Source organism: Rhizorhabdus histidinilytica, assembly GCF_900167915.1.
GTDB lineage: Bacteria > Pseudomonadota > Alphaproteobacteria > Sphingomonadales > Sphingomonadaceae > Rhizorhabdus > Rhizorhabdus histidinilytica.
The window spans coordinates 164,089-188,844 of sequence record NZ_FUYM01000001.1; the positions used below are offsets into that span (position 1 = coordinate 164,089).

Here is a 24,756-nt window from a genome sequence, read left to right on the forward strand (position 1 = left end):
TCCCACTCAGTGTATCCTTGATGGGAGGTCGGGTGGGGGAGCGGGCCGGCGCCACTTCGAAATGCGCCCTTCCGCGCATTTCCAAACAGACCCTCCTTAGAAGGGGATGACCTTCGATTTGTGGGTGAAGTTCATATAGCCGACATTGACACCGAGCCGCCAGCCGACGCCGAGCCGGATCGGGATCATCACAACGTCGCCGCGGCGCAGATAGGTCGCGGTGAAGCCGCCGACGACATAGGCAGTGCCTTCCACCGCCGGGAAGCGATGATAGGCGTCGGCGGTGTCAAACAGGTTGTAGACCAGCACGAAGCTCTTTGCTCCATTGGCGCCGAGGTCGAAGCCCAGGGATGGACCGGTCCAGTAGATCGGCTGCTGCCCCTCCACCTTGTGGAACAGCGTACCCGAGCCGTAACGCACGCCGACGATGATCGCGCCGCCGGCTTCGCGGCCCGCGATATAGGCGTTGGGTCGGCCCTGCTCGGCGAAGATCTTTTCGACCAGCTTGGCAAGGCCCTCGGCGCCCTTGCCGAACACGCCCTCGGCGGCGGCGAGCACGTCGTCCTGCGCATAGGTCGAATTGGCGGCGGCATCGGCAGCCTGCGCGCGGGCTGGCATCGGCGCTCCCTCGACGGTGACCGAATCACCGGTGGCGGCGTCATTGCCGACGGCGGCGGCGTCGGTGGTCCCGGCCGGTTCGGGCGCCGGGGCGGGGGCCGAGACCTGGGTGCCGTAATTGGCCTCGCTCGCCGGGACGGGGGCAAGATCGCTCGCGGCGTTGGGGTCGACCGTCCTGATCTGCGCCTGCACCGCGCCCGAAAACGCGAGCGCCATCGCCCCCGCCATGCCGAGCACCATCCCCTTGACCATGCCTGTTCTCCGCAAACCGCTTCGCCTGTCCCGTGGTAAAGCCTCTTTTGAGGGATGCTGCAATGAATCGAACCTGAATATTGATGGCGGAAAATGCATCGAGAGGCGGTTGATCAGGTCGCACCTGCCCGCTATAGCGCGGCCTCTGCCTCCGCCGGAGACGTGGGTGAGTGGCTGAAACCAGCGGTTTGCTAAACCGCCGTACGGGGATTACTCGTACCGAGGGTTCGAATCCCTCCGTCTCCGCCACGATCGTTCCGCAGGGCCCCGACTGGAATCCTTCCAGCGCGGCTGCAACCTCTCGCAATGATCCGCTTTGGCGTAGGCCACCGAGACCTCATGCCTTTCTATTCTTTCCCCCCAACAGGCTCTCTTTGGAATTGGGGCAGTTTTCCGAGGCAGATTGCGGTTTCTGCTTAGTTGCTGGCGATTATTTGCAACAATGCGGTCAATTCATCCGGAGCCGAGTAGAATGGCGAATGATCGGTTTTCAATGAATATGTATCGCAGGGCTGCCTCGCTACCATGAGCCGCTGTAGGTCAGGCGTAACAGCCCGGTCTTCCTCACAGTGGATATAGCTGCGCGGCACCGCGCCATATCGGGCGCTTGAAAGAAGGACTGCCGTGGTCCGCATATTTGCGGGTTCAGCCGTCAGGCGCGCGAACGCGGCGTCCGCTCGTTCGGATGGCGTAGTGCCATAAAAGGTGCTGATCGCCGCCTTGCGCGAGTGCCAGATCATGGTCCTGCCGTCGTCCGACATGCCGATGGCATCGGCGACTTGCGGCGACCGGTCCTGCCCCCCAACCTGGAACAGGTCGGCCATCGTCTCGCCGGGCGAGGGCATCACGGCAGCGAGGTAGACGAGCCGCCGCACCGCCTGAGGCGCAAGTTCCGCCGCGCGGCTGATGACGATGCCGCCTCGACTGTGGCCGACGAGGATGGACGGCTCATCCTGCGCGCTCGCCATCCCAGCAATGAACATCGCCCACTCGTCAAGCGTCGCGACATGGCCCGACGCGGCATCGGCGCCCATGCCCGGCAGATCGGGTGCGCGAACCTGATGCCCAAGCGCGTTCAGCCGGGGGCTGACCTCATCCCAGCACCAACCACCATGCCAGGCGCCGTGAACAAGAATGAAGCGTGCCATGCGCTTGCTCTTTCAACGATAAGCTTGTGCTCTGACAGCTGTCGTCGGTGGAGGCCGGCATCAGCTCGAGCCTCCACCGACGATCGGGCGTCAGAATTCGAACCGGGCAGACAGCCCATACATGCGCGGATCGCCGCGAAGGCCGGTTGCATAGCCGCTGGACGCGGTCAGGTTGGTCGCATAGGCAAAATAGGCTTTATTGAACAGATTGGTGACATAGGCGGACAAGCCGATGCCGCTGCCGCCGATATTGTTGTAGTCGAGGCGCAGATTGACCAGATCCCAGCCGTCGATATAGCCTCCTACAGGCACCACCACATCTGCTGAATAATAGCGGCTCTGGTATCTGTATCCAGCAGTGCCGACAATTTCGCCGCCCTTGTCATCGGCCGGAAAGGCATAGCTGATCTGCGCATTCGCCGTGTATTTGGGAATGTAGCCAAAGGGCGTGATTGCTGCGACATCGACACCGTTGTTGATGAAGCTCCTATATTTGGGGTCGGTATAGCTGAAGCTGCCCGAGATGCTGAGACCCGCCAGCGGCTGCAGCATCGCCTCGGCCTCCACGCCGCGGATGCGGGACCGGGCCGCATTGAAGATAGAGGATACCAATGTGCCGCTGGTCGGCGAAATGAAGCTCACCTGCCGCTGGATATCCTTGTACCAGGCCTGATAGGCGGCCAGGTTGAGCCGGAGCTTCGTCCCGCCGCCCAGGTCCGTGTCGAGCTTGAGGCCAAGCTCGACATCGTCGACCTTCTCCGGGTCATAGGGGATCGCCGAAGCCTCCGTGGTTGCGCGTGATTGCAATCCGCCCGCTCGATAGCCGTGGCGGTGCGACGCATAGATCATCAGTTCGTCGTTGAGCTTGTAGTTCAAACTGGCGAGCCAGCTCGGTTCGTTGAACGAAACCTCCTGATGAAACAGGCAGGGCGGTGCGATGACCGTTCCGTCGAGCAGCCTGAACGTACAGCTGCTGCCGGTCATCTGCAGGCCGTTGCTGACCTTCTTGTCATGGGTGTAGCGAAGGCCGAGGTTGAGCGACAGGCCCGTTTCGCCAAAGCGGTATGTGCCCGATGCAAAGGCCGAGTAGCTGATATTCTTCGCATAGACGCCGGACGGCCGATCCACGGCCGGAGCAGATGGAAGATTGCTGGTGGCGATATCGCTCCCTTTCTCGTTGAAGTAGAACAGGCCGAAAATCCAGTCAAAGGCGCGGCTGTTGCCTTGCAACTGCAATTCCTCGCTAAACTGCCGAATGTGCGATTCTCCCTTGAACCGCAGCAGAAACAGGGATGAACCGTCGATATCCCATTTCGAGAAGCTATTGATCTTCCGATAACCCGCGACATTCTTGAGAGTGAGGGAATCGGAAAGATCGATGGTCGAGGTGTTGGAGAAGTCATAGGTTCTGGCGGTTTCCAGCGGGGCGTCATTATTGCTGAAACTCCACGGGTCCGCCCTGTTCGCCGCCACCTCCGCGCTCAGCGTCGGGAGAACCGGACCCAGCGACGCAATGGCGGGATTGACGGCATAGATGACGTTGGCCGTGCCATGGTCCTCGGACTGGAAATAATTGGCGTAGAAGGTGCTGGTGACGTCCATGGTCGGTTCCAGCTTCAGCGTGGCTCGCACAGCCTTGTAGTTCTGGCTATTGGCATCAAACTTGGTCTGTCGGTCGCGCATGAACCCGTCACGTGTGCGGATCGTCCCGGCGATGCGAAGCGCGGCCCCCTCGGCAAGCGGGATGTTGAAGGCGCCCTTGACGTCGAGCAGCCTCAGATTGCCGACCGTTGTTTCGAAATTGCCTTCCATCGCGTCGCTGGGCTGGACGGTCGTCACCAGCACCGCACCACCTGTGGTATTCCGCCCGAACAGCGTTCCCTGCGGCCCGCGCAGCACCTGCACCGACTGGATGTCGAAAAGCGCCGCGTTCAGGCCCTGGGGCCGCATGAAGGGAACTTCGTTGAAATAATTGACGACCACCGGATCCAGCACCAGCGAGGTGTCGATCACGCGTTGACCGCGCATGGTGAAGCTGGGTGTATTGGACCCGCGCGGCGACTGGGAGACCGTAAGCGACGGAGCGACACGCCCAAGATCCAGCAGCGTCTGCACCCCCTCGGCACGCAGCGCTTCGCCGCTTTTGGCGGTCACCGCCACCGGGACATCGATCAGCCTCTCCTCCTTGCGGCGGGCCGTCACCACGATATCTTCCGAATCGCCGAGCACCTGCCCGGCCGAAGCGGGCTGATTTTGCGCCCAGGCAGGCATGGCGGTGGATAGGGCAATCCCGCTCGCAGCCTGCAGCAGTATAGATGCGGAGATCTTCATCATCTTCCTCCCCTTTTTAGATGTTCAGGCTATATTTCAGCGAGTGCCGCCCTCGGCCGCCACCAACCCGGCGCTGCGAAAGTCAAGGCGAAGGACAGGGCCAGCAGCGCGGCGAACACCGCCCAGACCAGCGTGTAGTCACCCGTCGAATCGGAGATCAGTCCGGCGATGACCGGGCAGACCATGCTGATGGGGGCCATCGCCGCGCGGGTCCATCCCAGCGCGCGTCCATAGCTGCCGAGGCCGAAGATCTTCGCGACGATCCCGCCCCAGACCGGCAGCATCGCGCCAAGCCCGAAGCCGAACAGCATCGCGCCCGCGAACAGCATCGGGTAGAGCAAGTCGGCTGTAAGGACGAGCAGTCCGGACGCCATGAGCACGAGGCCGATGCGCAGGGCGATGACGGGCGACAACCTGTCGGCGGCAATGCCGAAGGCCAGCTTTCCTATCACCGACGTAGCGCCGATCGCGGACAGCAGGGCGGAACCCTCCAGGCTGCTGAAGCCACGTGATACGGCGAAGGCGACGATCGAAACCATCGTCCCGGTATTGGCCCCGATCATGGCCCCGATCGTCAAGGTGACGATCCAGAAAGCGGGCGAACGGAACAGTTCATTCAAGCTGATGGGCGGGCCGTCGGGCCGGCGAAGGGCGACGGGAAGCCGCTCATGTTCCGCTATGCTCCCGGGCAGTCGCGCCAGAAACCAGATCGGCGGTACCAGCACCAGCATCAGGACGGCGTAGATCAGGAAGGTCGCGCGCCATCCGACACGCGAAAACAGGATGTCCGTCAGCGGGGGGAAGATCACGGCGGCAACGGCAGTCCCGATCACCGAAAGGCCGATCGCAAACGCGCGACGTCTTTCGAACCAGTGCGACACCAGGATGTTCGTGACCACGGTGCCGATGCAGATATCCGCAAGGGCGATAAGAGTGCTGAACACGAGCAGGACCTGCAGGATCGAGGACGCGGTCGACACGAGTGCGAAGCCGGTGGCGGTGCCCAGCACGCCGAGAAGCGCGACGCCCCTGATCGGCCAACGTTCGGCCATCATCCCTACGGGGGCCGAGCCCAGATTGCCCAGCAGCAGCACCATCGTATAGCCGATGTTGATGGTTGCCCGGTCCGCATTGAAGCTTTGGGCGAAAGCCAGGGCGTAATTGCCATAGGCGTAATAGACGGGCCCGGCGCTCAGCATCAGCATGACGAAGCAAAGCGCGACCACGGCCCAGCCGCGATATATGCCGGCCGGCTGCGCAGCGCTGTGGACGGTCATCCCATATGCGGTTGGGCGTCTTGCCACGATCACTATCTTCCCCACGCAGGCTTTTGGTTTTATGGCCCTGGGTTGTGGGACGAGATTCCATACAAGTTGTATGGTGATCAATGGCGAGCTTGTCAGTCGCGGCGGCTTACGGCCATAAGCGCCAAAACATCACATGGGCGTAGGATGACTTTCGTGGCAGAAGCGACTTGCGGCGCGCGGGTTGTCGGCTCGGCGGCGCAGCGTCGGCGGGGAAGTGGACCGCGCGGACAATCACGAGGGGATGTGCGGACCCGCCTGGTCCTGGCGGCGGCGCGCCTGTTTGTCGAGCGTGGCTTCCTCCAGACAAGCGTCGAGGATCTGCTGGGAGCCGCACGGATCAGCCGCGCCAGCTTCTATACCTATTTCGAAAACAAGATCGCGCTGCTTGCCGCGCTGGTCGATGAACATATCGAGCGCAGGACGCGCCACTTCCATGATCTGGCGCAACTCGGCCGACCCGACGTGGAGCAAGTTGCCTCATGGTTCAAAAAGGTCGGCGAAACGAGTCGAGAACAAGCCGGTATCGTCCGGCTCATGCGGCTGGCTGTCGCACTGGACCCCGGCCTAATGCAACGCTTCGTCCGCGCGCGCGACAAATATGCGGAGATTTTGGGTGAGAATTTCCCTCGGCTGGATCTTTCAATCGGCGACGATGATGAACGGGAAGCACGTCGTGCGACGGCCCATCTGCTGATCATTCAAGTAGAACAGTTCGCCTCCAGCTCGGCCGACGGAAGCTGGTATCTGGATGTAGACATCACCTCGCGAACCTTTGCGCGACTATTAATGCGGTATGCCTGAAGATGTCACGACGGAGAGAGGAACAAGGCCTGCTCCCCATTCCATTTGTTTTCCGAAGTTGTCGGCGGATCGATGACCATTCTCATTCAAGAGCGCCCCGCTCCGTCCATGCCGCAATCTCGCCGTCGGCAATGGTGAGTGTTACGCGCCAGCGATCGGTGCGGCGCAAGATGTAGATGTGGTCCCACTCGGCGATGGTCTCGCCGCTGGCGCCCAGCATGCGATAGGGCCATGCGCGCCTCCGCGACATTGGGGTAGAGCAGGATGGTGGAGAGAAGTTCCCCCGAAGCGATATGTGCGGGATTTTGCAGCGTTACCTTAGCTTATGCTTAGGCAGCATCCCTTGTTGTTGAAGGCTCTGTCGCAACCTCTCAGTCCCGCTTCTTGTCGAGCGACGATGTTATGAAGTCACCGATATTCTGATAGGATCGCTCAAGAAGGTCCCTGAAGGTCGCCTTTTCGATTTCGGAGAAATCCTTTACGACGACCGCCTGAAACTGATCGCGCATCCCGGCCACCGCCTCGCTGATCGTCTTGCCTTCCTTCGTCAGGCAGACGAGGGCTTTGCGCCGGTCGGTGGCGTCCTTCTTGCGCACGACCAGTCCAGCGCGTTCGAGCGCGTCGATGGCCTTGCCGATCGCGGCATCCTTGAGATTGAGGCGGCTTCCGAGCTCACGCTGGGACATTCCGTCCTCGACACGCAGAACGGCCAGCGGATACCAGGCGCTCAGCGTCAGACCCACAGGCTCGAGGAGCAGTTCGATCGCATAAATTTCACGCATGCGGATCATGCGGATGAGATAATCTATCTCACCGGAAAACAGACTATCAAGTAAGGGCCTGTCCGATTTGTAATCATGTGGTTCGCGAAAGGATGCGTTCTTGTTATTTTTCTTACGAGTATCCATGCCCATCGCGCTTTCATCAGGCCAATCGAAATATTTCAAGTGCAGGTGGCACTTTAATCTAAATTGTTTCATCGCCACAGGCGGCAAGCCTGATGCGGGTCTATCAGTTTAGGGCAGGCGAGCAAAGCCGTATGTCGCCGCAGCCCCCTTGGCGAAACAGCCTATCCGGCGTCCGCCTCCATCGGATAATCGGCGGCATTGCGGACCCAGCGTGGCTTTGCGGAAAAATCGTGGCGCGGTGGCGCGAAGATGTCGACGAGCCGCGCACCCATGCTGGACCAACTGGTCGTGTGGATCATCTGCGGCGGGATCACGATCAGCGAGCAGCCCGAGCAGTCGATATGCTCGTCGGCGCGCCACAGCGATCGATCCCGGCCCCAGGGCGTGCGGAGATAATGGGAAAAATCCCCCTTGATCGTTAGGGATCCCTGCTCGAAATCCTGGTGGGCATGCGGGCTCAGCAACGCCGTATCGCGCGGCCCCTGCGACGGTTCGAAGATGTTGACCATCAGGTTGGTGGATCGGAAAATCCGGCCGAAGCCCACATCCTCGCTATGATCGCGCAGCCTGTACAGGCGCAGCCGGAAGCCGCCCGTCGGCCCTGGCCAATAGGCGAGGGGCGCGGTGTCCTGCACAGTCTCGGCATAGGCGCCCGCATTCGCGGCCAAGCCAGCCATGTCGCGCGCGGCGCTTGAAAAAATCCGAATGACGATGCCCGATCCCTGCAGCGTCACGCGTGCTGCACCGGGCGGAAGAATGGCCAGGGTCTCCTCGGTGACGGTCTCCCCGGCTGCGCCCGCCGCGATGGTGGCGGACATGGAGGATGGAACCAACAGCATCGATTCATCGGGGATATCGTGCTGGTCGAGGATGGCCTGCCGATCGACGAAGCTTGCCGCCACCACGAAATTGGCGCCTCGCGCAATCCAGGTCGGTGTCCCGTCAGCTTCCCGCTTCCGCGGCGTCCCCACACCAAATTGGACGAAGCTTGCCGGACGGCAGGACGCAGCGGGGGTGATGGTCTCGCGGCCATCGCGAAAGCCGCCGGACGAAAGGGTCATGCCGATGGTCCTTGTCTTGCCTGATGTGCCCGAAAATCCCGCAGTTGTCGCGCCGCCGCGGCCCGCAGCAGCCCTTGATCGGAGCTTACCGCCAGCGCACCGACGCCGAGGTCGAGCAGCCACTCTGCCGCCTCGATCGTGCCGGCCGTCGCCAACAGCGCCTTGCCATGACGGCCGGCGGCTTCGGCCACTGCCAGGGCTGCGGGTCGCAGTTCGGATGGCGACGCATCCGGCCGACCCGAGGCGACCGCGAGATCGCCCAGGCCGAGGAAAAGCGCATCGACTCCTTCGACCGCTGCGATCTCCTCCGCGTTGCGGACCGCATCGGGATGCTCGATCATGACCGAGACCGCGACGCCCGCGTCGGCGCGGGCGACATGCTCGGCCAGGCCGAGCCCGCCATAGCGGCCCGCGCGCGGGGAGGGGGAGCAGCCGCGCTTGCCCCCGGCATAACGAGCGGCGGCAACCGCCGTCTCGGCCGCGCCGGCCGAATGGACGTGCGGCACCAGGATGCCGGCCGCGCCCATATCGAGAGCCGGCAGAATCGAGGTGAGGCCGGCGACGCGGACGACGCCGGCGATCCCCAGGGCGCCGGCCGCCATCAGCAGCAGGTCGAGCGCGCCGCGATCGAAGGGGCCGTGCTCTTCGTCGATGATGACGAAATCGAAGCCAAGTTCCGCGAGAATCTCGGTGGCATGGACGTTCGGCGTCTTGATGAAGCTGCCAAGCAGCGGTCGGGCGCCGCGCAGCGCACGCCGGAAGCCGCCGAACTCGTCCTGTCTCATGGAAATCTCCGGCTCATCTCCGGGCACGCCGATCGGTCGACGGCCGGGCTCAGAAGAAGGTGGTCAGATTCTTGAACAGCATCTTGCTCTGATCGAGGAAGATCGACCGCTTGCGGAGCAGGAAGCCGTCGCCGTGCACGCGAAGGACGTCGGCGCGCTTGCCGATGAACAGCCGCACTTCATCCTCCCGGCGGTTCACATAGAGGAGGAAGCGACACTTCACCGCGATCTCGTCCTCGGTCGCGGAGACGATCCGGACGTTGCTCGTCATATGCGTCGTGCGTGACAGCGGTTCCTCCGCCCAATGATCGCCGCCCTGGATCTGCTTGATGCGCTGGGTCAGCGTCGGCTTGCCCTCGTCGAACCAGGCGGCGTCGCGATCTTGCCGACTATATTCGTCCTGCGGCCGGCTATGCTCGAAATTGCGGACGAGCGGCATCCAGTAGTGGATGTCGTCGTCGAGCAGGTCCAGCCAACGGTCGAACTGTCGTTCGTCGAGCAGTTCCGCCTCATAGGAGAGGAAGTCCTCGACCCGCTCCTTCAGCGTCGAGGCGATGGCGGTCGGTGTGGTGACAGTCGGGGCGCCCTGCGCGGTCATTCCGCGGCCTCCCTGCGGAAGGCCTGAGGCTGGCCGGTCATCATCTCGGTCCATCGATCGTAGAATATCCGCTGGGCATGTTCGGACACGCCCTCGTCGACCAGCGCCCCCGCGCCGATCCAGGGTTCGGGCCAGGCCCATTGCGCATGGCCGCCCAGGCGAAGCTGGTAATTCATCGGCAGGCGCCGGGCGAGGTGGCTCTCGGCACCGATCTGCGCCGACCCCCAATTCTCGAAATCGTCCTGCTCGACCATGCCGGCCGGACCAGTGTAGCGCAGCAGATAGTGGCGCATGACGTCCTTGACGACCTGGGGGGCGTTCTTGGGCACGAAGATCCATTTCCATATCTCGGTGCGGCCAGGCGCTCGTGGGACATAGGAGGTCACCGAGGTCCGGTTGGCGGCATTGTAGATGAAGTTGGGGAAGACCACGCCGCCGCGATTCAGCAGCCGTTCCCTTTCGCCGATGCGCTTCTGGCGCGCGAAATGGGCATCGCGGAAATAGGCGTCCACCTCCGGATTGGCACCCCATTGCGATTGATAGTCCCGGCCGGCAACGTCGTAGAGATTGCCGCGCACGGCGTGTCCGCCCGCCGGGAAGGTGATGTTCAGCATCCGGAACTTAGCCTTGTCGGCGTCCCAGGTGTGGCGGGTCCGCAGGCCGGTGAGGGCCAGGCCGACCCGCTGCACCGACTTGTGGCTCACGTCGTGATAGAGGTCTCCGGCGGCATTTTCGGCGCCGAACTTCCAATTGCTGGGAATCTCGTTCTTGAGGATGCCGTCGATGACCTCGAGACCGTCATCCTCGCCGTCGGGCCCCATCATGAACTCGCGCAGCCACCACGCCATGTCGCCGAGGAAATCCTCGAACGACGGGGCCGCTTCGTCGAAGGTCGCCCAGATCGATCCGTAATAGCGGGCGACACGCGCCTTGATCATTCCCCATTTCGAGCGGTCGAGCTTGCCGCCATAGCCTTCGGAATTCAGCGGAACGCCGGAAAGCTCGCCCGTGTTGGAGAAGGTCCAGCCATGATAGGGGCAGGTGAAGCGCTTCGCATTGCCTTTGTCATACCGGCACACCGGCATTCCGCGATGGGTGCAGATGTTGAGCAGCACGCTGACGTCCCCGCCGGCGTCGCGCGTCACAACGACCGGTTCGCGTCCCGCTTGCGAGAGGAAATAGTCGCCGTTGTTCGGGATCTGGCTCTCATGCCCGACGAACAGCCATGACTTGCCGAACACCAGGTCCATCTCCCGATCGAAGATGGCCTGATCGGAAAAGATCGTCCGATCGATCATGCCGGTGCGGGTGTCGATCAGACCCCCTCCCGCGGAATCATACCCCATCATGCATCCTTTCTGCGGCACCGGATCGCGACAGCGTCCATAGCCATATTGCACTTATCAAATAAGTTATGCTAGCAAAGTATTATCTGTCAAGCAGGGACGGTCGTGGGACGCCTGCGTTGCTCGATCAGATAGGGCGCCGCCCAGGAGCGAGGTTCGCGGCCGAGCAGCGTCAAATGCAGAGGAGAAGAGATGCCGATCGTCATGGGCGCCGCGGTGAGCCATTCGCCGCTTCTGTACAGGGAGCGGAGCGCATGGAATGCGGTCTCCGCCATCCTGCGGAAGGACGCCATCCAGCCGAAGAGCGCTGCGGCCGAAGGGGCGGACATGCTGGACGGCTATGCGGACCGCGTGACACGTGGCCTGTCGGCGATCCAACAGGCGATCGCGCGGGCCGATCTGGATGCGATCATCCTTCTCAGCGCCGATCGCGGTACCCAGTTCGACAGTTCGCATGTCCCCCAGATCCATCTCCAGGTCGGGGGAGAATTATGGGGTGATCCCGCCATCGCCGAACTCGGCGAGCCGAGCCGCCGATTGAGTTTTTCGGGAGAAAGCGAGGCGGCCTCGATGATCATCGAGGAACTGGTGCGGGACGGCTTCGACATTGCCGAGGCCAGGGATCAGTTCGATCCGGTTGGCGATCCGGCGCGAGGACTGACGCCCGCCGCGGTCGAGGCCGTCGACCGGCTGGCCGATGGGCTGCCGATCATCGCGATCAGCATCAACTGTCATGTCGCTCCGGTCATCGGTGGCGGGCGGGTCCATTGCTTTGGGCTGGCGCTTGAACGTGCCGCGCGGCTGACTGGAAAAAGGTTGGGCCTGCTGGTGGCCGGCGGCCTGTCGGGCGATCCGGAAGGGCGCATGGGCGGATGGATCGATGACGTCTTCGACAAATGGGTGCTTACGCGCCTGGAGCGGGGGCGTTCGATCGATCTGGCGCGGGTATGGGACGCCCGCTCGCGCACCCTGCTGGGTAGCACAGCCGAGGTTCGGCTGTGGGCGGCGGCTGGTGCTGCCCTCGAACAGGCCGGCTGCCGCGCCACCGTCCATGATTATCTCGCGATCCACGCCGCTGCGGCCGGCATCGCTTTCACGACCTGGGAGAACTGATCGTGCCGATCGTTGCCGCAATGGCGTCGTCCCATTCGCCGATCCTGTTCCAGGACACCTATCGCGGCTGGATGCGCTGGTTCGAACTGATCAGCTCCGGAATCCCGCAGCCGGAAGATGTGCTGCTTCAGGACGAGGCGTGCGTCACCGACTGGATCCGGCGCCGCCAACAGGCGTTCGGCCGCTTCGAGGCGGCGCTGGAGAAGCACAGGCCCGAAGCTCTGATCGTCGTGGGCGGCGACCAGTTCGAATGGTTCTCAGCCGCGAACAATCCCAATATCATGGTTCATGCCGGGCAAGAGGATATCCTCGGCTTCCACAATTATCGCGATTTCGATACCGAGCCTCTGGCCAAGTTCTGGGAGGACTTCGACCGCTTCGGCGTCCGGCTGAAGGTCCATGCCGAGTTCGCCGAGTATCTGCTGGGCGGACTGGTGGCCCGCGACTTCGACGTTTCGATCAGTCGCAGCCAGAATCCGCGCGGGCGGCCGCAGTTCAAGGCACCGCACGCGTTGACCCGGACCATGCCGCTTCTGATGCCCAGGCTCGACATCCCCGTCATCCCGGTCATCATCAAGACGACCGAGCGGACGTCGGCTGCCCTGTCCGGCGAGCGGTGCATCGCGCTGGGCCAGGAGATCGGACGGATTTGCGCCGAAATCGATGCGCCGATCGCGATCTACGGCAGCGGCGGCATGTCGCATGATCCCGAAGGGCCGCTGTCGGGCTGGGTCGACCAGACCCTCGACACATGGGTGCTCGATTGCCTCGATCGTGCCGATTTCGATCAGCTTGGCGGACTGTTCTCTTTCCGGTCGGCCGCCACCGATTCGGGAACGGGCGAGTTGCGCACCTGGCTGGTCGCCGCGGCCGCGATGCACGCGGCGCAGCCCGCCGCACCCTGCCAGCTGATCGATTATTTTCCGGCGCATATCGCCACCGTCGGTGCCGGCTGGGTGCTGTGGGAGGCCGAGCCGCGAAGCTCCGCCGATAAATTATGATTGCATATATTATTATAGCATAATAAATAGGCCTCGGCCATCGAGCGTGCCGCCACAGCATGCCGATAAGCCCTGGGGGAGGGGACAAGACATGATGCGGAACAGATTGCTTTTGAGCAGCGCCATCGCGATCGGCGTGCCTTACGGTGCCGGCTTGCTCGCGCCGGAAATTGGAATGGCACAGGCGTCGCAGGAGGCTCCCGCCACGGTCGATGCCGTCGAGGAGATCGTCGTCACTGCCCAGAAACGCGAACAGAGCGTGCAGGATGTTCCGATCTCGATCGCGGTCACGACCGGCGCGACGATGCGGCAGGCGCAGATCACCAATCTCAACGACCTGGGCAATCGGATCAGCGGCGTGAAGGTCAACAAGGCCGGCGCGTCGGACTCGCTGAACATCCGCGGCATCGGCTCGGGCTTCAACATGGGCTTCGAGCAGTCGGTCGCGACGTTCATTGACGGTGTCTATCTCAGCCGGTCGCAGGCGACGCGGGTCGGCTTTCTCGACCTCGAGCGGATAGAGGTCCTCAAGGGACCCCAGTCGACCTATTTCGGCAGCAACGCGATCGCCGGCGCGCTGAGCGCGGTGACGCGCAAGCCAAGCCAGACCTTCGAAGGCTATGCGTCGGCGCTCTATGCGCCGTCGGACGGAGAATATGACCTGCAGTTGGCGGTCGGTGGTCCGCTCGGTGAGAAGCTTTCGGGACGTGCCGCGATCCGTTTCTCCGGGATGGACGGATATATCCGCAACGTCCGGATCAACGCGGACGGACCGGATAACCGGGACGTGCAGGGGCGGCTTGCGCTGCGCTACGAGACGCCGGGCGCGCTCGATGTCAACTGGCGGGTCGACTATGCCCATTTCGACGATAAGCATGCCGAGTTCCAGGAGATACTGAACTGTCCGCCCGCACCCGGTTACGGCGCGCCAGGCGCGGGCTGCCTGTCGGTGATCGCGGCCGGCAATGCCGACAACAAGCTCGACTATCGCACCAGCACGGGCGATTCCTTCTTCAGGCTGGAATCGGTCAGCAGCGCGCTCAACATCGCTTGGACGGCGGGCAGTCACACGCTGACATCGACCACGGGCTTCTATTGGCACGACATCACCCGCTTCACCGACAGCCCGCTGCTGGCCATCGCCGGGCTGACGGGGATCGGCAAGTCGAGCGGCCTGCCCATCTACCAGCGGGAGAAATTCCGCTCGATCAGCCAGGAAGTGCGCCTGGAATCCGAGAAGGGCGGGTTCCTGGAATATGTGCTCGGCCTTTATTACGATGATTCCAATCTGAAGGGCGGCCTGTCCTTCGGCTTCTACTTCGCGCCTTTCTTCGCCCGGCTTCCCGGCCTGGTCGCGCCGTTCACGCCGATCGCCCAGCAGGTGCTGGGCGATCAAGACCAGTCCAACCGTTCGGCCTTCGCCGCGGCGACGCTCAATCTGTCGCCGGAGCTCCGGCTCAACCTTGGTGCGCGCTACTCCTCGATCCGCAAGGAAAACCATCGCACGACCATCGTCGGCTTCGGCGACGACCTCGGGCGGGTGAAGGCCGATATGCTGTTGTCGCCCGCGGCGACCGCAGCCTGGACCGGCACCGTCGGATTTCCGTCAGGCGACTATCCGGTGACGCATCGAACAGACGACAAGTTCATGCCGTCGATCAACGTGCAATATGACCTCACGTCGGATGCGATGGTCTTCGCGTCCTACACGACCGGCTTCAAGGCCGGAGGCTGGGCGATCGGCAACACGCGCGACTTCTTCGGGCCGGAAACCGTCAAATCCTTCGAAGGGGGTATCAAGGCGTCCTGGTTCGGGCGGAAGCTGACCACCAACATCTCGCTGTTCAACAGTCGCTACAACGGCCTGCAGGAATCGACGACGCTGATCAACGCGGCCGGCCTGCCGGTACCAGCGATCGCGAATGTCGGCCAGGCGAGGGTGCGGGGCGTCGATCTGGAAGTTGGCATCCGTCCCTTCGCCGGTGCCAGTATCAACGCCAATATCGGCTATCTCGATGCCAAATATCTGGAATATCCGAACGCGCCCTGCACCCAGCTGCAGCTTCTCGCCCGGCCGACCGGCTGCACGCAAAACCTGGCTGGCAAGCGCAAGGCGTTCGCGCCCGAATGGAGCGGCAGCGTCAACGCCAACTATGCCTTCGAGCTGACGGACGATCTGAAGGCCAAGCTGGGTGCCTGGGTCTATTTCACCTCGGGCTACTATCAGCAGGCGAGCATCGATCCGCTCTTCTACCAGCCGCATTACGCCAAGCTCGATCTCCGCGCCGCTATCGCCGGTTCGGAAGACCGGTGGGAGGCCGCGGTGATCGCCAAGAACGTGACCGACAAGGTGACCTCATCCTACCGTTCGGTGATGACGGCTTCCAACGCCGTCACCGCCATTTCCGACAGGTCGCGTTCGATCGCGATCCAGTTATCGACCAAGTTTTGACCGTGACGCCCCGGTGCCCGGGCCATGTCCGGATGCGGGGCGTCGAAGGCAGTGAAGGAACGACGTCCCATGTCGATATCGAGTGAAGGTGGCGCAGCTCTCCCCGCCGTCGATTTCGCGCGCACCGTGCGTGAAGGTCCGTTCGGGCGCAGGCAGGGCATCATCATCTTCATGCTGGGCCTGCTGGTCCTGCTCGACGGCATGGACACGCAGATGCTGGGCGTGATCGCGCATGACATCACGCGCGACCTGGGCCTGCCGATATCGAGCTTCGGTGTCGTCTTCGCATCGGGGCTGGCGGGCGCGATCATCGGGGCGATGGTGATGAGCCTGATGGGTGACCGATGGCTCGGTCGCAAGACGATCACCATCCTCTCGATGGCGCTCGCCAGCCTGTCGACGATCGTCACGCCGCTGGCGACCAATCTGAACGAGCTCCTGCTGATACGCATCATCGCGGGGATCGGCCTCGGCGCGGCGATGCCGGGGGTCTTCTCCCTGTTGATGGAATTCTCGCCGACGCGCTACACGCGGCCCATCACTTCCTGTCTCGTCGCCTTCATGCCGCTCGGCTCGTTCCTCGGCGGCATGATCGGCCAGGCGGTGGTCCCCGATTTCGGATGGCGGATGCTGCTCTATGTCGGCGGCGGCCTGACCCTGGCGGTGACGCTGGTCGCGATGGTGTTGCTGCCGGAGTCGGTCTATTTCCTGCTGAACATCAAGAAGGACACCGCCCGCGCATTGTCCGTCGCGCGACGCTTCCTTCCGCATATGGCGATCGGCTCGCTCGTGCCCGATGAGCGCCACGTCGCCGCCCGGCAGAACCAGCCGGTCGCCAAGCTGTTCGCCGGCGGCTTCTGGAAGTTCACCCTGCTGATCTGGCTGGCCTATATCCTCAACCAGGGTATCGTCTATTTCGTGCTGAGCTGGACTCCGGCCCTGCTCGAATCCTCGGGTGCGGCGCAGAGCTCTGGGATGCATGCGGCCTCCATGTTCGGACTGGGCGGGGCGCTCGGCACGGCGCTGCAGGGGTGGATGGCCGCGAGGTTCAACATCTACCGGCTGATGTTCATCGAGATGGCCGTCTATGTGATCGGCATCCTCATCCTGCCGTCGATCCTGGCGGACGAACTGTTCGCGCCGGTGGCGGTGTTCTTCATCTCGGCAGGCATCTGCGCCTATCATGCCGGCTTCATCATCATCCTGTCGGAAACCTATCCCGACGACTTCCGCACGACGGGCTTCGGCTGGGCGCTGGGTATAGGTCGGTTCGGGGCGACGCTGGCACCTGTCCTCGCGGGGACGATGGTCGGGCTGGGCTGGGGGGCGCAGCACATCTTCTCCGCCGCCGCCATCCCGGGTGTCGCGAGCGCGCTGACCCTGTTCGGTATCGCGATCCTGCTGGGCGCGAAGGGCCGACGGACGCGGACGGCCGCCGCGGTCATGCCCGCGGGCGATCCGCTGACCTCGACGCGCTGAGGCCGGGCGACATGGAAGCGCCGGTCGTCAGCACCGTTCATGGTCGGGTGCGCGGCTTGTCCGTGTCGGCGGACATCTGGGGGTATCATGGCATCCCTTATGCGGCGCCACCGGTGGGACCGCTGCGCTGGAGGCCGCCTCAGCCCGCCGCCGGCTGGACCGGCATCCGCGAGGGGGTGGCCTTCGGACCGGACCCGATCCAGCCGCCGGGGGCACGCACGTCGCGAGCGCCGGGCATGGCGGAGGATTGCCTCTATCTCAATGTCTGGGCGCCCAAGGAACATCGTGCAGGCGGCTGGCCCGTCCTGATCTGGTCGTGCGGCGGCGCCTTCACGACGGGGGGAGGGGCTTTCGCCGAGGAAGATCCGGCGCGGCTGGCGGCGAAGGGGGCGGTGGTCGTCTCGTTCAACGTCCGCCTCAACATCTTCGGTTTCCTGGCGCACCCCGCGCTGAGCGCGGAATCGCCGCAGGGCTCATCCGGCAATTACGGCCTGATGGACCAGGCAGCGGCCTTCCGCTGGATCCGCGAGAATATCGAAGCCTTCAATGGCGACAGCCGCCGGATGACCTTCTTCGGAGAATCGGCCGGGGCGACCATGGCGCTGCTGCTGCTGGCGTCTCCGCTCTTCGAGCGTCCCTATGATCGCGCGATCTTCCAGTCCCCGGGATCATTCGGCGATCTGCTGCCGCTGGCGGCGGCGGAGGAGCATGGCGCGGCACTTGGCGGCTCGGTGGAGGAGATGCGGGCTATCCCGGCCGACGAACTGCTCGACAGGCTGAAACGCCTGCCCGCCGTGCGGCCCAGCCTGTGGCTTGCGCGGCCGATCCGCCCGATCGCGGACGGCTGGCTGATCCGTTCGACGATGCCTTTCACCGAGGACTTCGATGCCGTGCCGGCCATCATCGGCGTCAACGAGGATGAGGGGGCCTTCTTCGGGCCGCGCATGGGCGTTCGAACCCTCGACGACTACCGCGCGTTCGTTTCGGGGATTTTCGGCGAGAACAGCGAGGAGGCCCTGGCATATTATCCCGCGACCGATGAGGGGCAGGTCGGGGCGATGTTCGCTGCCGTCTATGGCGACCGCGGCTTTCTCTATCCGATCGATCGGCTCGCCCGGGCTTTCGTCCGGCAAGGCGCCGACGTCCATCGCTATGTCTATGCCTATCGCCACGGCGAGACGCGGCGGCCGCCGACCCATTCCGACGAGATCGGGGTGCTGATGGACAGGCTGCCCCATGTCCGGCCGCAGGACGCCGACATGGCGGATATCCTGGCACGCAGCTGGATCGCCTTTGCCGAGACGGGCGATCCGAACTGCCACGGCCTGCCCGATTGGCCGCGCTATGATCCGGCGACCGATCGCTATCTGAGGCTGGATGTGCCGCCGTCCGTGGGTGCCGGCTGGCGTGCGGACGCGATCGATTTCGTCGCCCGCAAGAGCGTCGATCGATCGGTTTCGGGGAGATAGGCCTTGGCGATATCCAGACGAGAGCTGATGGTGGCCGGAGGTGGATTGACGGCGGCGGCGCTCTGTGGAGCCGGCGCGCAGGCGGGGCGGCGGGATCCGGTGGAAGCGCTTCGCGCGCGGTTGCGGGGCAGGCTGCTCGTGCCGGCCGATGCCGGCTATGCTGCAGCTCGTCGGGGTGAGGGGACGACGCCGGTGGGAGATCGCTCCCCGATGCTGATCGTCCAGCCAGAAGGGCCCGACGACGTTGCCCGCACGCTTGATTTCGTGCGTACGCAGGGCGTCGACGTCGCGGTCCGCTGCGGCGGGCATGACCTGCTCGGCGTCTCGACACCGGCTCGGGGCGTGCTGATCGATCTGTCGCGGATGAACGACGTTGTTCTCGACCCTGTCGCCGGCGTCGCGCGGGTCGGCGGCGGTGCACGGGCGGGGGCGCTGACCGCGGCGGGGGCGCCGCACGGCCTTGCGCCTGCGCTGGGGATGAATCCCAATGTCGGGGTGGGTGGCCTGACGCTTGGCGGAGGCATGGGATGGCTCGCCGGCACCCATGGCGCGACCGTCGACAATCTGCTGGCGGTCGATGTCGTCACCGCGGACGGACGGTCGCTCAAGGCCAGCGCCGACGAGAACGAGGACCTGTTCTGGGCGCTGCGCGGCGGCGGCGGCAATTTCGGCGTGGCCACCGCCTTCACCTATCGCATGCGCCCGGTTCCGCAGGTCCTGGCCGGCGACATCGGCTACAGGACAGATCCGGCCCGGTTTCTCCGCTTCCTGCGGGACTTCCTTGCAACCAGTCCCGATGAACTCGAATTGGGCGTGTTGTTCTCGCTGGGGAGCAATCCCTTCGCGATCACAAGGCTGTGCTGGTCGGGAGACGCGGCGGCGGGAGCGGCGGCGCTACGACCGTTGCGGACGTTCGCCTCGCCAATGCTCGATACCGTCAGGCCGCAGAGCTATGCCGGCTTTGCCAACGGCGCGGCGCATTTCGACAATATGTTCCTGCGCGGCGGCGAGTTCGCCGGACTGGGCGACGAGGTGATCGATGCCCTTGCGGCGATCATCGAGCGGGGTGGGCCGAAGGACTGTCTGGTCGGCGTCCTGCACTATATGCACGGGGCGCTGTGCCGGGTGCCGGCGGATGCTACGCCCTTCATCCGCACGCCGGGTCACATCCTCTACAACATCGTCGCTCCCTGGCAGGGGGCCGGACTGCAACGGGACAGGATGGACTGGGCGCTCGCAGCCTCGGAGGCGCTCCGGGGCGTCAACAGCAAGGGCATCTACATCAATTATCTGAGCTATGAGGGCGAAGCCCATGTGCGGGACAGTTTCGGTCCGCATCATGCCCGGCTTCGGGCGATCAAGCGCCGATATGATCCCGAAAATCTCTTTCACCATAACCGCAACATCCGGGCCTGACCGCGCGCGTCGGTGGCGGGCGAAGGCCCGCGACGAAAACTGGTGCTCGCTGTGCGCCCCCGACGGGAGAATATCATGGAGGCCGATGCAATCGAGGCGCCGACGGTGACGAATGGACCGGCGGCCACGCACTTCATCGACGGCGAATGGAGATCGTCCCGCTCGGGCGCGAGCTTCGCCAGCCTGGACCCTGCGAGCGGGACGGCGATCGGCGATGTCGGCGCCGGGGATGCGCACGATGTCGATGCGGCTGTTCGCGCCGCGCGGGCCGCGTTCGACGAGCGGCGCTGGCTCGCGATGCCGGCGCCGCAGCGGGCGAGGATCATGTTCGCGATCGCCGACGGCATCGAAGCGGCCCTAGACCAGCTGGCCGTCAACGAGGTGCGCGAAAACGGCATGCCGCTCCGTCTGGCCCGCGCCACGATCAGCAACGGTGCCCAGGCCTTTCGCTATTTCGGCGGCTGGATCGGCAAGATCCACGGCCAGACCGGCGAGATGGCGGCCGGCGACGCATTCCACGCTTACACGCTGAAGGAACCGATGGGCGTCGCCGCGCTGATCGTGCCCTGGAACGGGCCTTTCATGATGGCCTGCCACAAGGTCGCACCCGCGCTCGCCGCCGGATGCACGGTGGTACTCAAGCCCGCCGAGGACACGTCGCTGAACACACTTCATCTGGCCCGCATCGCAACCGAGGCGGGGGTGCCGGCCGGGGTGCTGAACCTCGTTACCGGCCTGGGCTCGGTGGCAGGAGCGGCGCTGGTCGAGCATCCCGACGTCGACAAGGTCAGCTTCACGGGCTCGACGCCCGTCGGCCGCCAGATCGTGCAGGCCTCGGCCGGCAACTTCAAAAGGCTCTCGCTGGAACTGGGCGGCAAGTCGCCGGTCATCGTGCTCGACGATGCCGATCTCGACATGGCGGTGCCGGCGATCGTGGCGGGGATCATGACCAATTCCGGCCAGGCCTGCGTTGCCGGATCGCGGCTTTATGCGCAGCGGGGCATTTACGACAGGCTTATCCAGGCGGTGTCCGATGCCGCATCGAGGATGGTGGTCGGCAACGGTCTCGACGAGGCCACGCAGATGGGGCCCGTGATCTCGCAGAAGCAGCTCGATCGGGTCCTGTCCTATATCGATACCGGCGTGGCGGAGGGGGCGGAACTGGCCACCGGCGGCAAACGGTGCGGCGATACCGGTTTCTTCGTCGAGCCCACCATCCTGTCGCGGGCCCCGGCCGATGCGCGGGTCGTGCGCGAGGAGATTTTCGGGCCGGTGCTGTCGGCGATGCCGTTCGACGATCTCGACTGGGCGATCCGCCAGGCGAACGACACGCGCTATGGCCTGGCTGGCGCGGTCTACACGACATCGCTCGACAAGGCGCACCGGGTCGCGCGGTCGGTGCGCGCGGGCAATGTCTGGATCAACTGCCACAGCGTTCAGGATTTCTGGCTGCCGTTCGGAGGATATAAGGAGTCCGGCTGGGGCCGCGAGCGCGGTGCGCAGGGGCTGGATGCCTTCATGGAAACCAAGTCGGTCGTCGCACGGCTATACTGAGCGACCCGCGGCTCCCGGCCATCGGGATAGGCCGACGGCCCATCCCATGCGCCCCGTCAGCTCCGCAGGAAGGCGGTGCCCCAGCTGTTGAGCGTGCGTTCCTCATGTATCCACAGCTTGGTCTCGCGCGGACCTTTGACCAGCTCGAGCTCGGTCGAGAATTCGATCCAGTTGCCGTCCGGATCGTTGACGAAGAAGAACAGGTTGTTGCCCGGTCCATGTCGTCCGGGGCCCCAGCGCAGGGTGATGCGTCGATCGGCGAAGCGGTCCGCCCAGTCGCGGATCGCTGTCCAGTCCGCCACGTCGTAGCAGAGGTGGTCGAGCCGTTTCCGGGGTGCCCTGAACACTGCGATGCTGTGATGTTCCGGGCTGCAGCGCAGGAAGGCGGAGGTCAGGTCGTCCGCTTCGTCACTCACATAGTCGGAAGGCGCGAAGCCCAGCACGTCGCAATAGAAGCGGACCATCCGTCCGGCTTCGTCGCTGGCGAAGACGATGTGCTGCAAGCGGGGAAAATCCGGCGCGTCCGTCGCCGGCGCGTCGGCCGCGACGCCGAAGACGAGCCGGTTGCCGTCGGGATCGGCCAGCTCGATCGCCGGGCCCGACAGCAATGTGTCGAAGATATCCCCGACCCCGACCTTTTCGGAAACCAGCCGGCCGCGAAGATCGGCCAGGTGCAGGGGGTCGGGCAGGGCGAAGATGCTATGATCGACGCTGTTCGCGCTTCCCGGCCGGATCGACAGCCTGCGGCCGGCAAGAGAGCCGGTCCAGACGTCACCGTGCCACTCGCCGCGATAGCCCATGGCGTCCATGTAGAAGCCCGCCAGCCGACGTGGGTCCGGCGAGGTCAGCGCGACACCTGCAAGATGGGCGCGCAACCGGGGCGCTCCGCCCTTCGGCAACCGGTCGAGATGTCCCTCCGCTTCGATCATCGTCTTTGTCCGCTCCTCTGGTAGCAGCCCCGCCGGGCAGCTTTTCCGGCTATCGTCGGCCTGCTTGACACAATTAAGCTTTGCTAGCATAAGTTATTATATAAGTGCAATGGCACGTTGTTTCGTTCAAGGAAGTTGAGGGGGCTGATCGTGCGTTACATCTCGTTTTCGATCGAAGGGGCTGCTCGCTGGGGATGGACCGACGGCGATCGGGTCTGGCCGCTCGACCATGTCCATCCATCGCTGAAGGCGGCGATCGAGGCGGGGCCGCTGGGCGGGGTACCCGCTACGGACGGATCGTCCTTCGCGCTCGCGGATGTCGTGTTCCTCCCGGTCCTGCCCGATCCGGGGAAGATCCTCTGCGTCGGGCTGAACTATGAGAACCACCGCCGCGAGACCGGGCGGGCCGAGGTCGCCCATCCGACGATCTTCACGCGCTTCGCGGATTCGCAGACCGGTCATGGCGCGCCGATCCTTCGTCCGAAGGAATCCGAGAAGCTCGATTATGAAGGCGAGCTGGCGATCGTGATCGGCAAGGGGGGACGGCGGATCGCCGAGGCCGACGCTCTGGACCATATCGCCGGCTATAGCTGCTACAATGACGGATCGGTCCGCGACTGGCAGGCGCATACGATTCAGTTTACCCCCGGCAAGAATTTCCCGGAGACGGGCGCTTTCGGCCCCTGGCTGGTGACCCCGGATGCGTTCGGCGTGCCGGGCCCGCAGCGTATCCAGACTCGCCTGAACGGGCAGGTGATGCAGGACGCCGTGCTCGACGACATGATCTTCCCGATCGCGCGGCTGGTGGCCTATTGCTCGACCTTCACGCCATTGGCGCCGGGCGACGTGATCGTCACCGGGACGCCGGGCGGCGTCGGCGCAAAGCGCGATCCACAGGTCTTCATGAAGCCCGGCGACCGGGTCGAGGTGGAGATCGACGGCATCGGAATATTGGAAAACGGGATCGCCCAGGAAAGGCGTGCAGGCTGACGCTGTCCGCGCGGCATCGCGCTCCGGCAGCCGCAGAGCCGCCGCCGGGGCAAGCGGTGCGTGCCCGATGGAGAGAGAAGATGTTCCTCAAGAATTGCTGGTATGTCGCCGCCTGGCCGAACGAGCTGCCGACCGATGGCGTCATCCCGCGTCGTATCCTGGACCGGCCGGTCCTGCTCTATCGCACCGCCGAAGGTGATCCGGCGGCGTTGCTCGATCGCTGCCCGCATCGGCTGGTGCCACTGTCCGCCGGAGTGCGGAAGGGCGATCATATCCGTTGCGGCTACCACGGCATGACCTTTGCGCCGGATGGACGCTGCACGCATATTCCCGGCCAGTCCCAGATACCGTCCAATGCGCATGCGACGGCCTTTCCGGTCGTCGAGCGTCATGGCCTGATCTGGATATGGATGGGCGAGGCGACGGCCGCCGACGCCGATCTGATACCCGAACTGCCCTGGCCGACCCTGCCGAACTGGACGGCGTCGCGCGGCTATACCCACGTGGCGGGCGACTATCGGCTGCTCTCCGACAATCTGCTCGACCTCAGCCATGAGAATTACATCCATCAGGGTACCATCGGCAACGAGGAAGAGGAGAGCATCGCCGACTATCCGGTGCGCGTGACGGTGGAGGGCAAGGTGATCCGCGCGCATCGCGACATGCCCGACATCGCACCGCCACCCTTCTTCCGGGTCCTGACCGGCAGCGACCAGCGCATCGACCGGTGGCAGACTGCGATCTGGACGGCGCCTTCGATCAACATGACCGACGTCGGCGCCCGGCCGCTGGGGCAGGGGGAGGCCGATACGCTGGTCTCCCGCGTCCTGCATCTGCTGACCCCTGAAACGGCGCGATCGACCCACTATTTCTGGGCGCATAATCGCAATTTCCGGCAGGCCGACGAGGAACTGACGCAGGCGATCATCGCCGCCCACCATCGGACCTTCGACGAAGACAAGGACATGGTGGAGTTGCAACAGAAGGAACTCGACGAATCCGGCCTATCGGTCCCCAGTTTCGCGCTTCGGGTCGACGATGCGCCGCTGCGTGCGCGGCGCATGCTGGCGGGACTGATCCGGCAAGAGAACGAAGGCGCATTGAGTACGCTGGTTCGGGGGCAGCGGCTGATCCCGGATCCCGAGGCGTTGACCGCCGTGCCGGCCTGAAACCGCCAGCGGCGCATCATATCGCGCGA

20 protein-coding genes and 1 tRNA gene are annotated in these 24,756 nt (G+C 64.3%); 11 read left to right on the top strand and 10 right to left on the bottom strand.

The genetic code is table 11. From position 1 onward, the window contains the following. Positions 1-96 precede the first annotated feature (96 nt). On the bottom strand, positions 97-870 hold the full coding sequence (locus B5X82_RS00780) for a DUF1134 domain-containing protein (protein WP_079646139.1): 774 nt from the start codon (positions 868-870) through the stop codon (positions 97-99). Positions 871-1,026: 156 nt separating this feature from the next. Between B5X82_RS00780 and B5X82_RS00785 the strand changes: the two genes are divergently transcribed. Next, positions 1,027-1,119 (top strand) — tRNA-Ser (locus B5X82_RS00785). 167 nt (positions 1,120-1,286) lie between these two features. Here B5X82_RS00785 and B5X82_RS00790 read toward each other — a convergent pair. The 3 genes from B5X82_RS00790 to B5X82_RS00800 form a co-directional block, all read right to left on the bottom strand. Beyond that, positions 1,287-2,018, bottom strand: a complete 732-nt coding sequence (locus B5X82_RS00790) for an alpha/beta fold hydrolase (RefSeq protein WP_079646140.1) — start codon at positions 2,016-2,018, stop codon at positions 1,287-1,289. Between the two features lie 90 nt (positions 2,019-2,108). Further along, on the bottom strand, positions 2,109-4,352 hold the full coding sequence (locus B5X82_RS00795; protein WP_079646141.1) for a TonB-dependent receptor: 2,244 nt from the start codon (positions 4,350-4,352) through the stop codon (positions 2,109-2,111). A gap of 26 nt (positions 4,353-4,378) precedes the next feature. Further along, entirely contained in the window at positions 4,379-5,626 is a 1,248-nt protein-coding gene (locus B5X82_RS00800) for an MFS transporter (protein ID WP_079646142.1), read from the bottom strand. Positions 5,627-5,899: 273 nt separating this feature from the next. Here B5X82_RS00800 and B5X82_RS00805 point away from each other — a divergent pair, with 273 nt between their 5' ends. After that, positions 5,900-6,457: a TetR/AcrR family transcriptional regulator gene (locus tag B5X82_RS00805; protein ID WP_176152427.1), complete on the top strand. Its 558-nt coding sequence runs from the start codon at positions 5,900-5,902 to the stop codon at positions 6,455-6,457. Positions 6,458-6,539: 82 nt separating this feature from the next. Here B5X82_RS00805 and B5X82_RS00810 read toward each other — a convergent pair whose 3' ends face one another. From B5X82_RS00810 to B5X82_RS00835, 5 genes are all read right to left on the bottom strand, one after another. Next, entirely contained in the window at positions 6,540-6,677 is a 138-nt protein-coding gene (locus B5X82_RS00810) for a hypothetical protein (protein ID WP_223811370.1), read from the bottom strand. Between the two features lie 151 nt (positions 6,678-6,828). Further along, entirely contained in the window at positions 6,829-7,404 is a 576-nt protein-coding gene (locus B5X82_RS00815) for a MarR family winged helix-turn-helix transcriptional regulator (protein WP_176152428.1), read from the bottom strand. 1,018 nt (positions 7,405-8,422) lie between these two features. Beyond that, positions 8,423-9,211, bottom strand: coding sequence for an HpcH/HpaI aldolase family protein (locus tag B5X82_RS00825; RefSeq protein ID WP_079646146.1), 789 nt, complete (start codon positions 9,209-9,211; stop codon positions 8,423-8,425). A gap of 49 nt (positions 9,212-9,260) precedes the next feature. After that, positions 9,261-9,809 carry a 3-phenylpropionate/cinnamic acid dioxygenase subunit beta gene (locus B5X82_RS00830; protein ID WP_079646147.1) on the bottom strand — a complete coding sequence of 183 codons (549 nt, stop codon included), beginning with the start codon at positions 9,807-9,809 and terminating at the stop codon, positions 9,261-9,263. Then, positions 9,806-11,155: an aromatic ring-hydroxylating oxygenase subunit alpha gene (locus B5X82_RS00835; protein ID WP_176152429.1), complete on the bottom strand. Its 1,350-nt coding sequence runs from the start codon at positions 11,153-11,155 to the stop codon at positions 9,806-9,808. The genes B5X82_RS00830 and B5X82_RS00835 overlap by 4 nt, the downstream gene beginning before the upstream one ends. A 204-nt stretch (positions 11,156-11,359) precedes the next feature. Between B5X82_RS00835 and B5X82_RS00840 the strand changes: the two genes are divergently transcribed. The 7 genes from B5X82_RS00840 to B5X82_RS00870 all read left to right on the top strand — a co-directional run bounded on the left by B5X82_RS00840 (position 11,360) and on the right by B5X82_RS00870 (position 21,639). Further along, on the top strand, positions 11,360-12,268 hold the full coding sequence (locus B5X82_RS00840; RefSeq protein WP_176152430.1) for a DODA-type extradiol aromatic ring-opening family dioxygenase: 909 nt from the start codon (positions 11,360-11,362) through the stop codon (positions 12,266-12,268). Between the two features lie 2 nt (positions 12,269-12,270). Beyond that, on the top strand, positions 12,271-13,269 hold the full coding sequence (locus B5X82_RS00845) for a DODA-type extradiol aromatic ring-opening family dioxygenase (RefSeq protein ID WP_139385004.1): 999 nt from the start codon (positions 12,271-12,273) through the stop codon (positions 13,267-13,269). Between the two features lie 112 nt (positions 13,270-13,381). Continuing rightward, on the top strand, positions 13,382-15,721 hold the full coding sequence (locus B5X82_RS00850; protein ID WP_176152431.1) for a TonB-dependent receptor: 2,340 nt from the start codon (positions 13,382-13,384) through the stop codon (positions 15,719-15,721). A 69-nt stretch (positions 15,722-15,790) separates the two neighbouring features. Next, entirely contained in the window at positions 15,791-17,200 is a 1,410-nt protein-coding gene (locus tag B5X82_RS00855; protein ID WP_176152432.1) for an MFS transporter, read from the top strand. Positions 17,201-17,211: 11 nt separating this feature from the next. Then, positions 17,212-18,669, top strand: a complete 1,458-nt coding sequence (locus tag B5X82_RS00860; RefSeq protein WP_079646153.1) for a carboxylesterase/lipase family protein — start codon at positions 17,212-17,214, stop codon at positions 18,667-18,669. 27 nt (positions 18,670-18,696) lie between these two features. After that, on the top strand, positions 18,697-20,085 hold the full coding sequence (locus tag B5X82_RS00865; RefSeq protein ID WP_079646154.1) for an FAD-binding oxidoreductase: 1,389 nt from the start codon (positions 18,697-18,699) through the stop codon (positions 20,083-20,085). 12 nt (positions 20,086-20,097) lie between these two features. Next, complete coding sequence (locus B5X82_RS00870; protein ID WP_223811369.1) at positions 20,098-21,639, top strand: aldehyde dehydrogenase family protein; 1,542 nt, start codon at positions 20,098-20,100, stop codon at positions 21,637-21,639. Positions 21,640-21,695: 56 nt separating this feature from the next. Here B5X82_RS00870 and B5X82_RS00875 read toward each other — a convergent pair whose 3' ends face one another. Next, positions 21,696-22,568 carry a VOC family protein gene (locus B5X82_RS00875; RefSeq protein ID WP_079646156.1) on the bottom strand — a complete coding sequence of 291 codons (873 nt, stop codon included), beginning with the start codon at positions 22,566-22,568 and terminating at the stop codon, positions 21,696-21,698. A gap of 150 nt (positions 22,569-22,718) precedes the next feature. Between B5X82_RS00875 and B5X82_RS00880 the strand changes: the two genes are divergently transcribed. After that, on the top strand, positions 22,719-23,558 hold the full coding sequence (locus B5X82_RS00880) for a fumarylacetoacetate hydrolase family protein (protein ID WP_079646682.1): 840 nt from the start codon (positions 22,719-22,721) through the stop codon (positions 23,556-23,558). Between the two features lie 80 nt (positions 23,559-23,638). Beyond that, entirely contained in the window at positions 23,639-24,727 is a 1,089-nt protein-coding gene (locus B5X82_RS00885; protein WP_079646157.1) for an aromatic ring-hydroxylating dioxygenase subunit alpha, read from the top strand. The last annotated feature ends 29 nt before the right edge of the window (positions 24,728-24,756 follow it).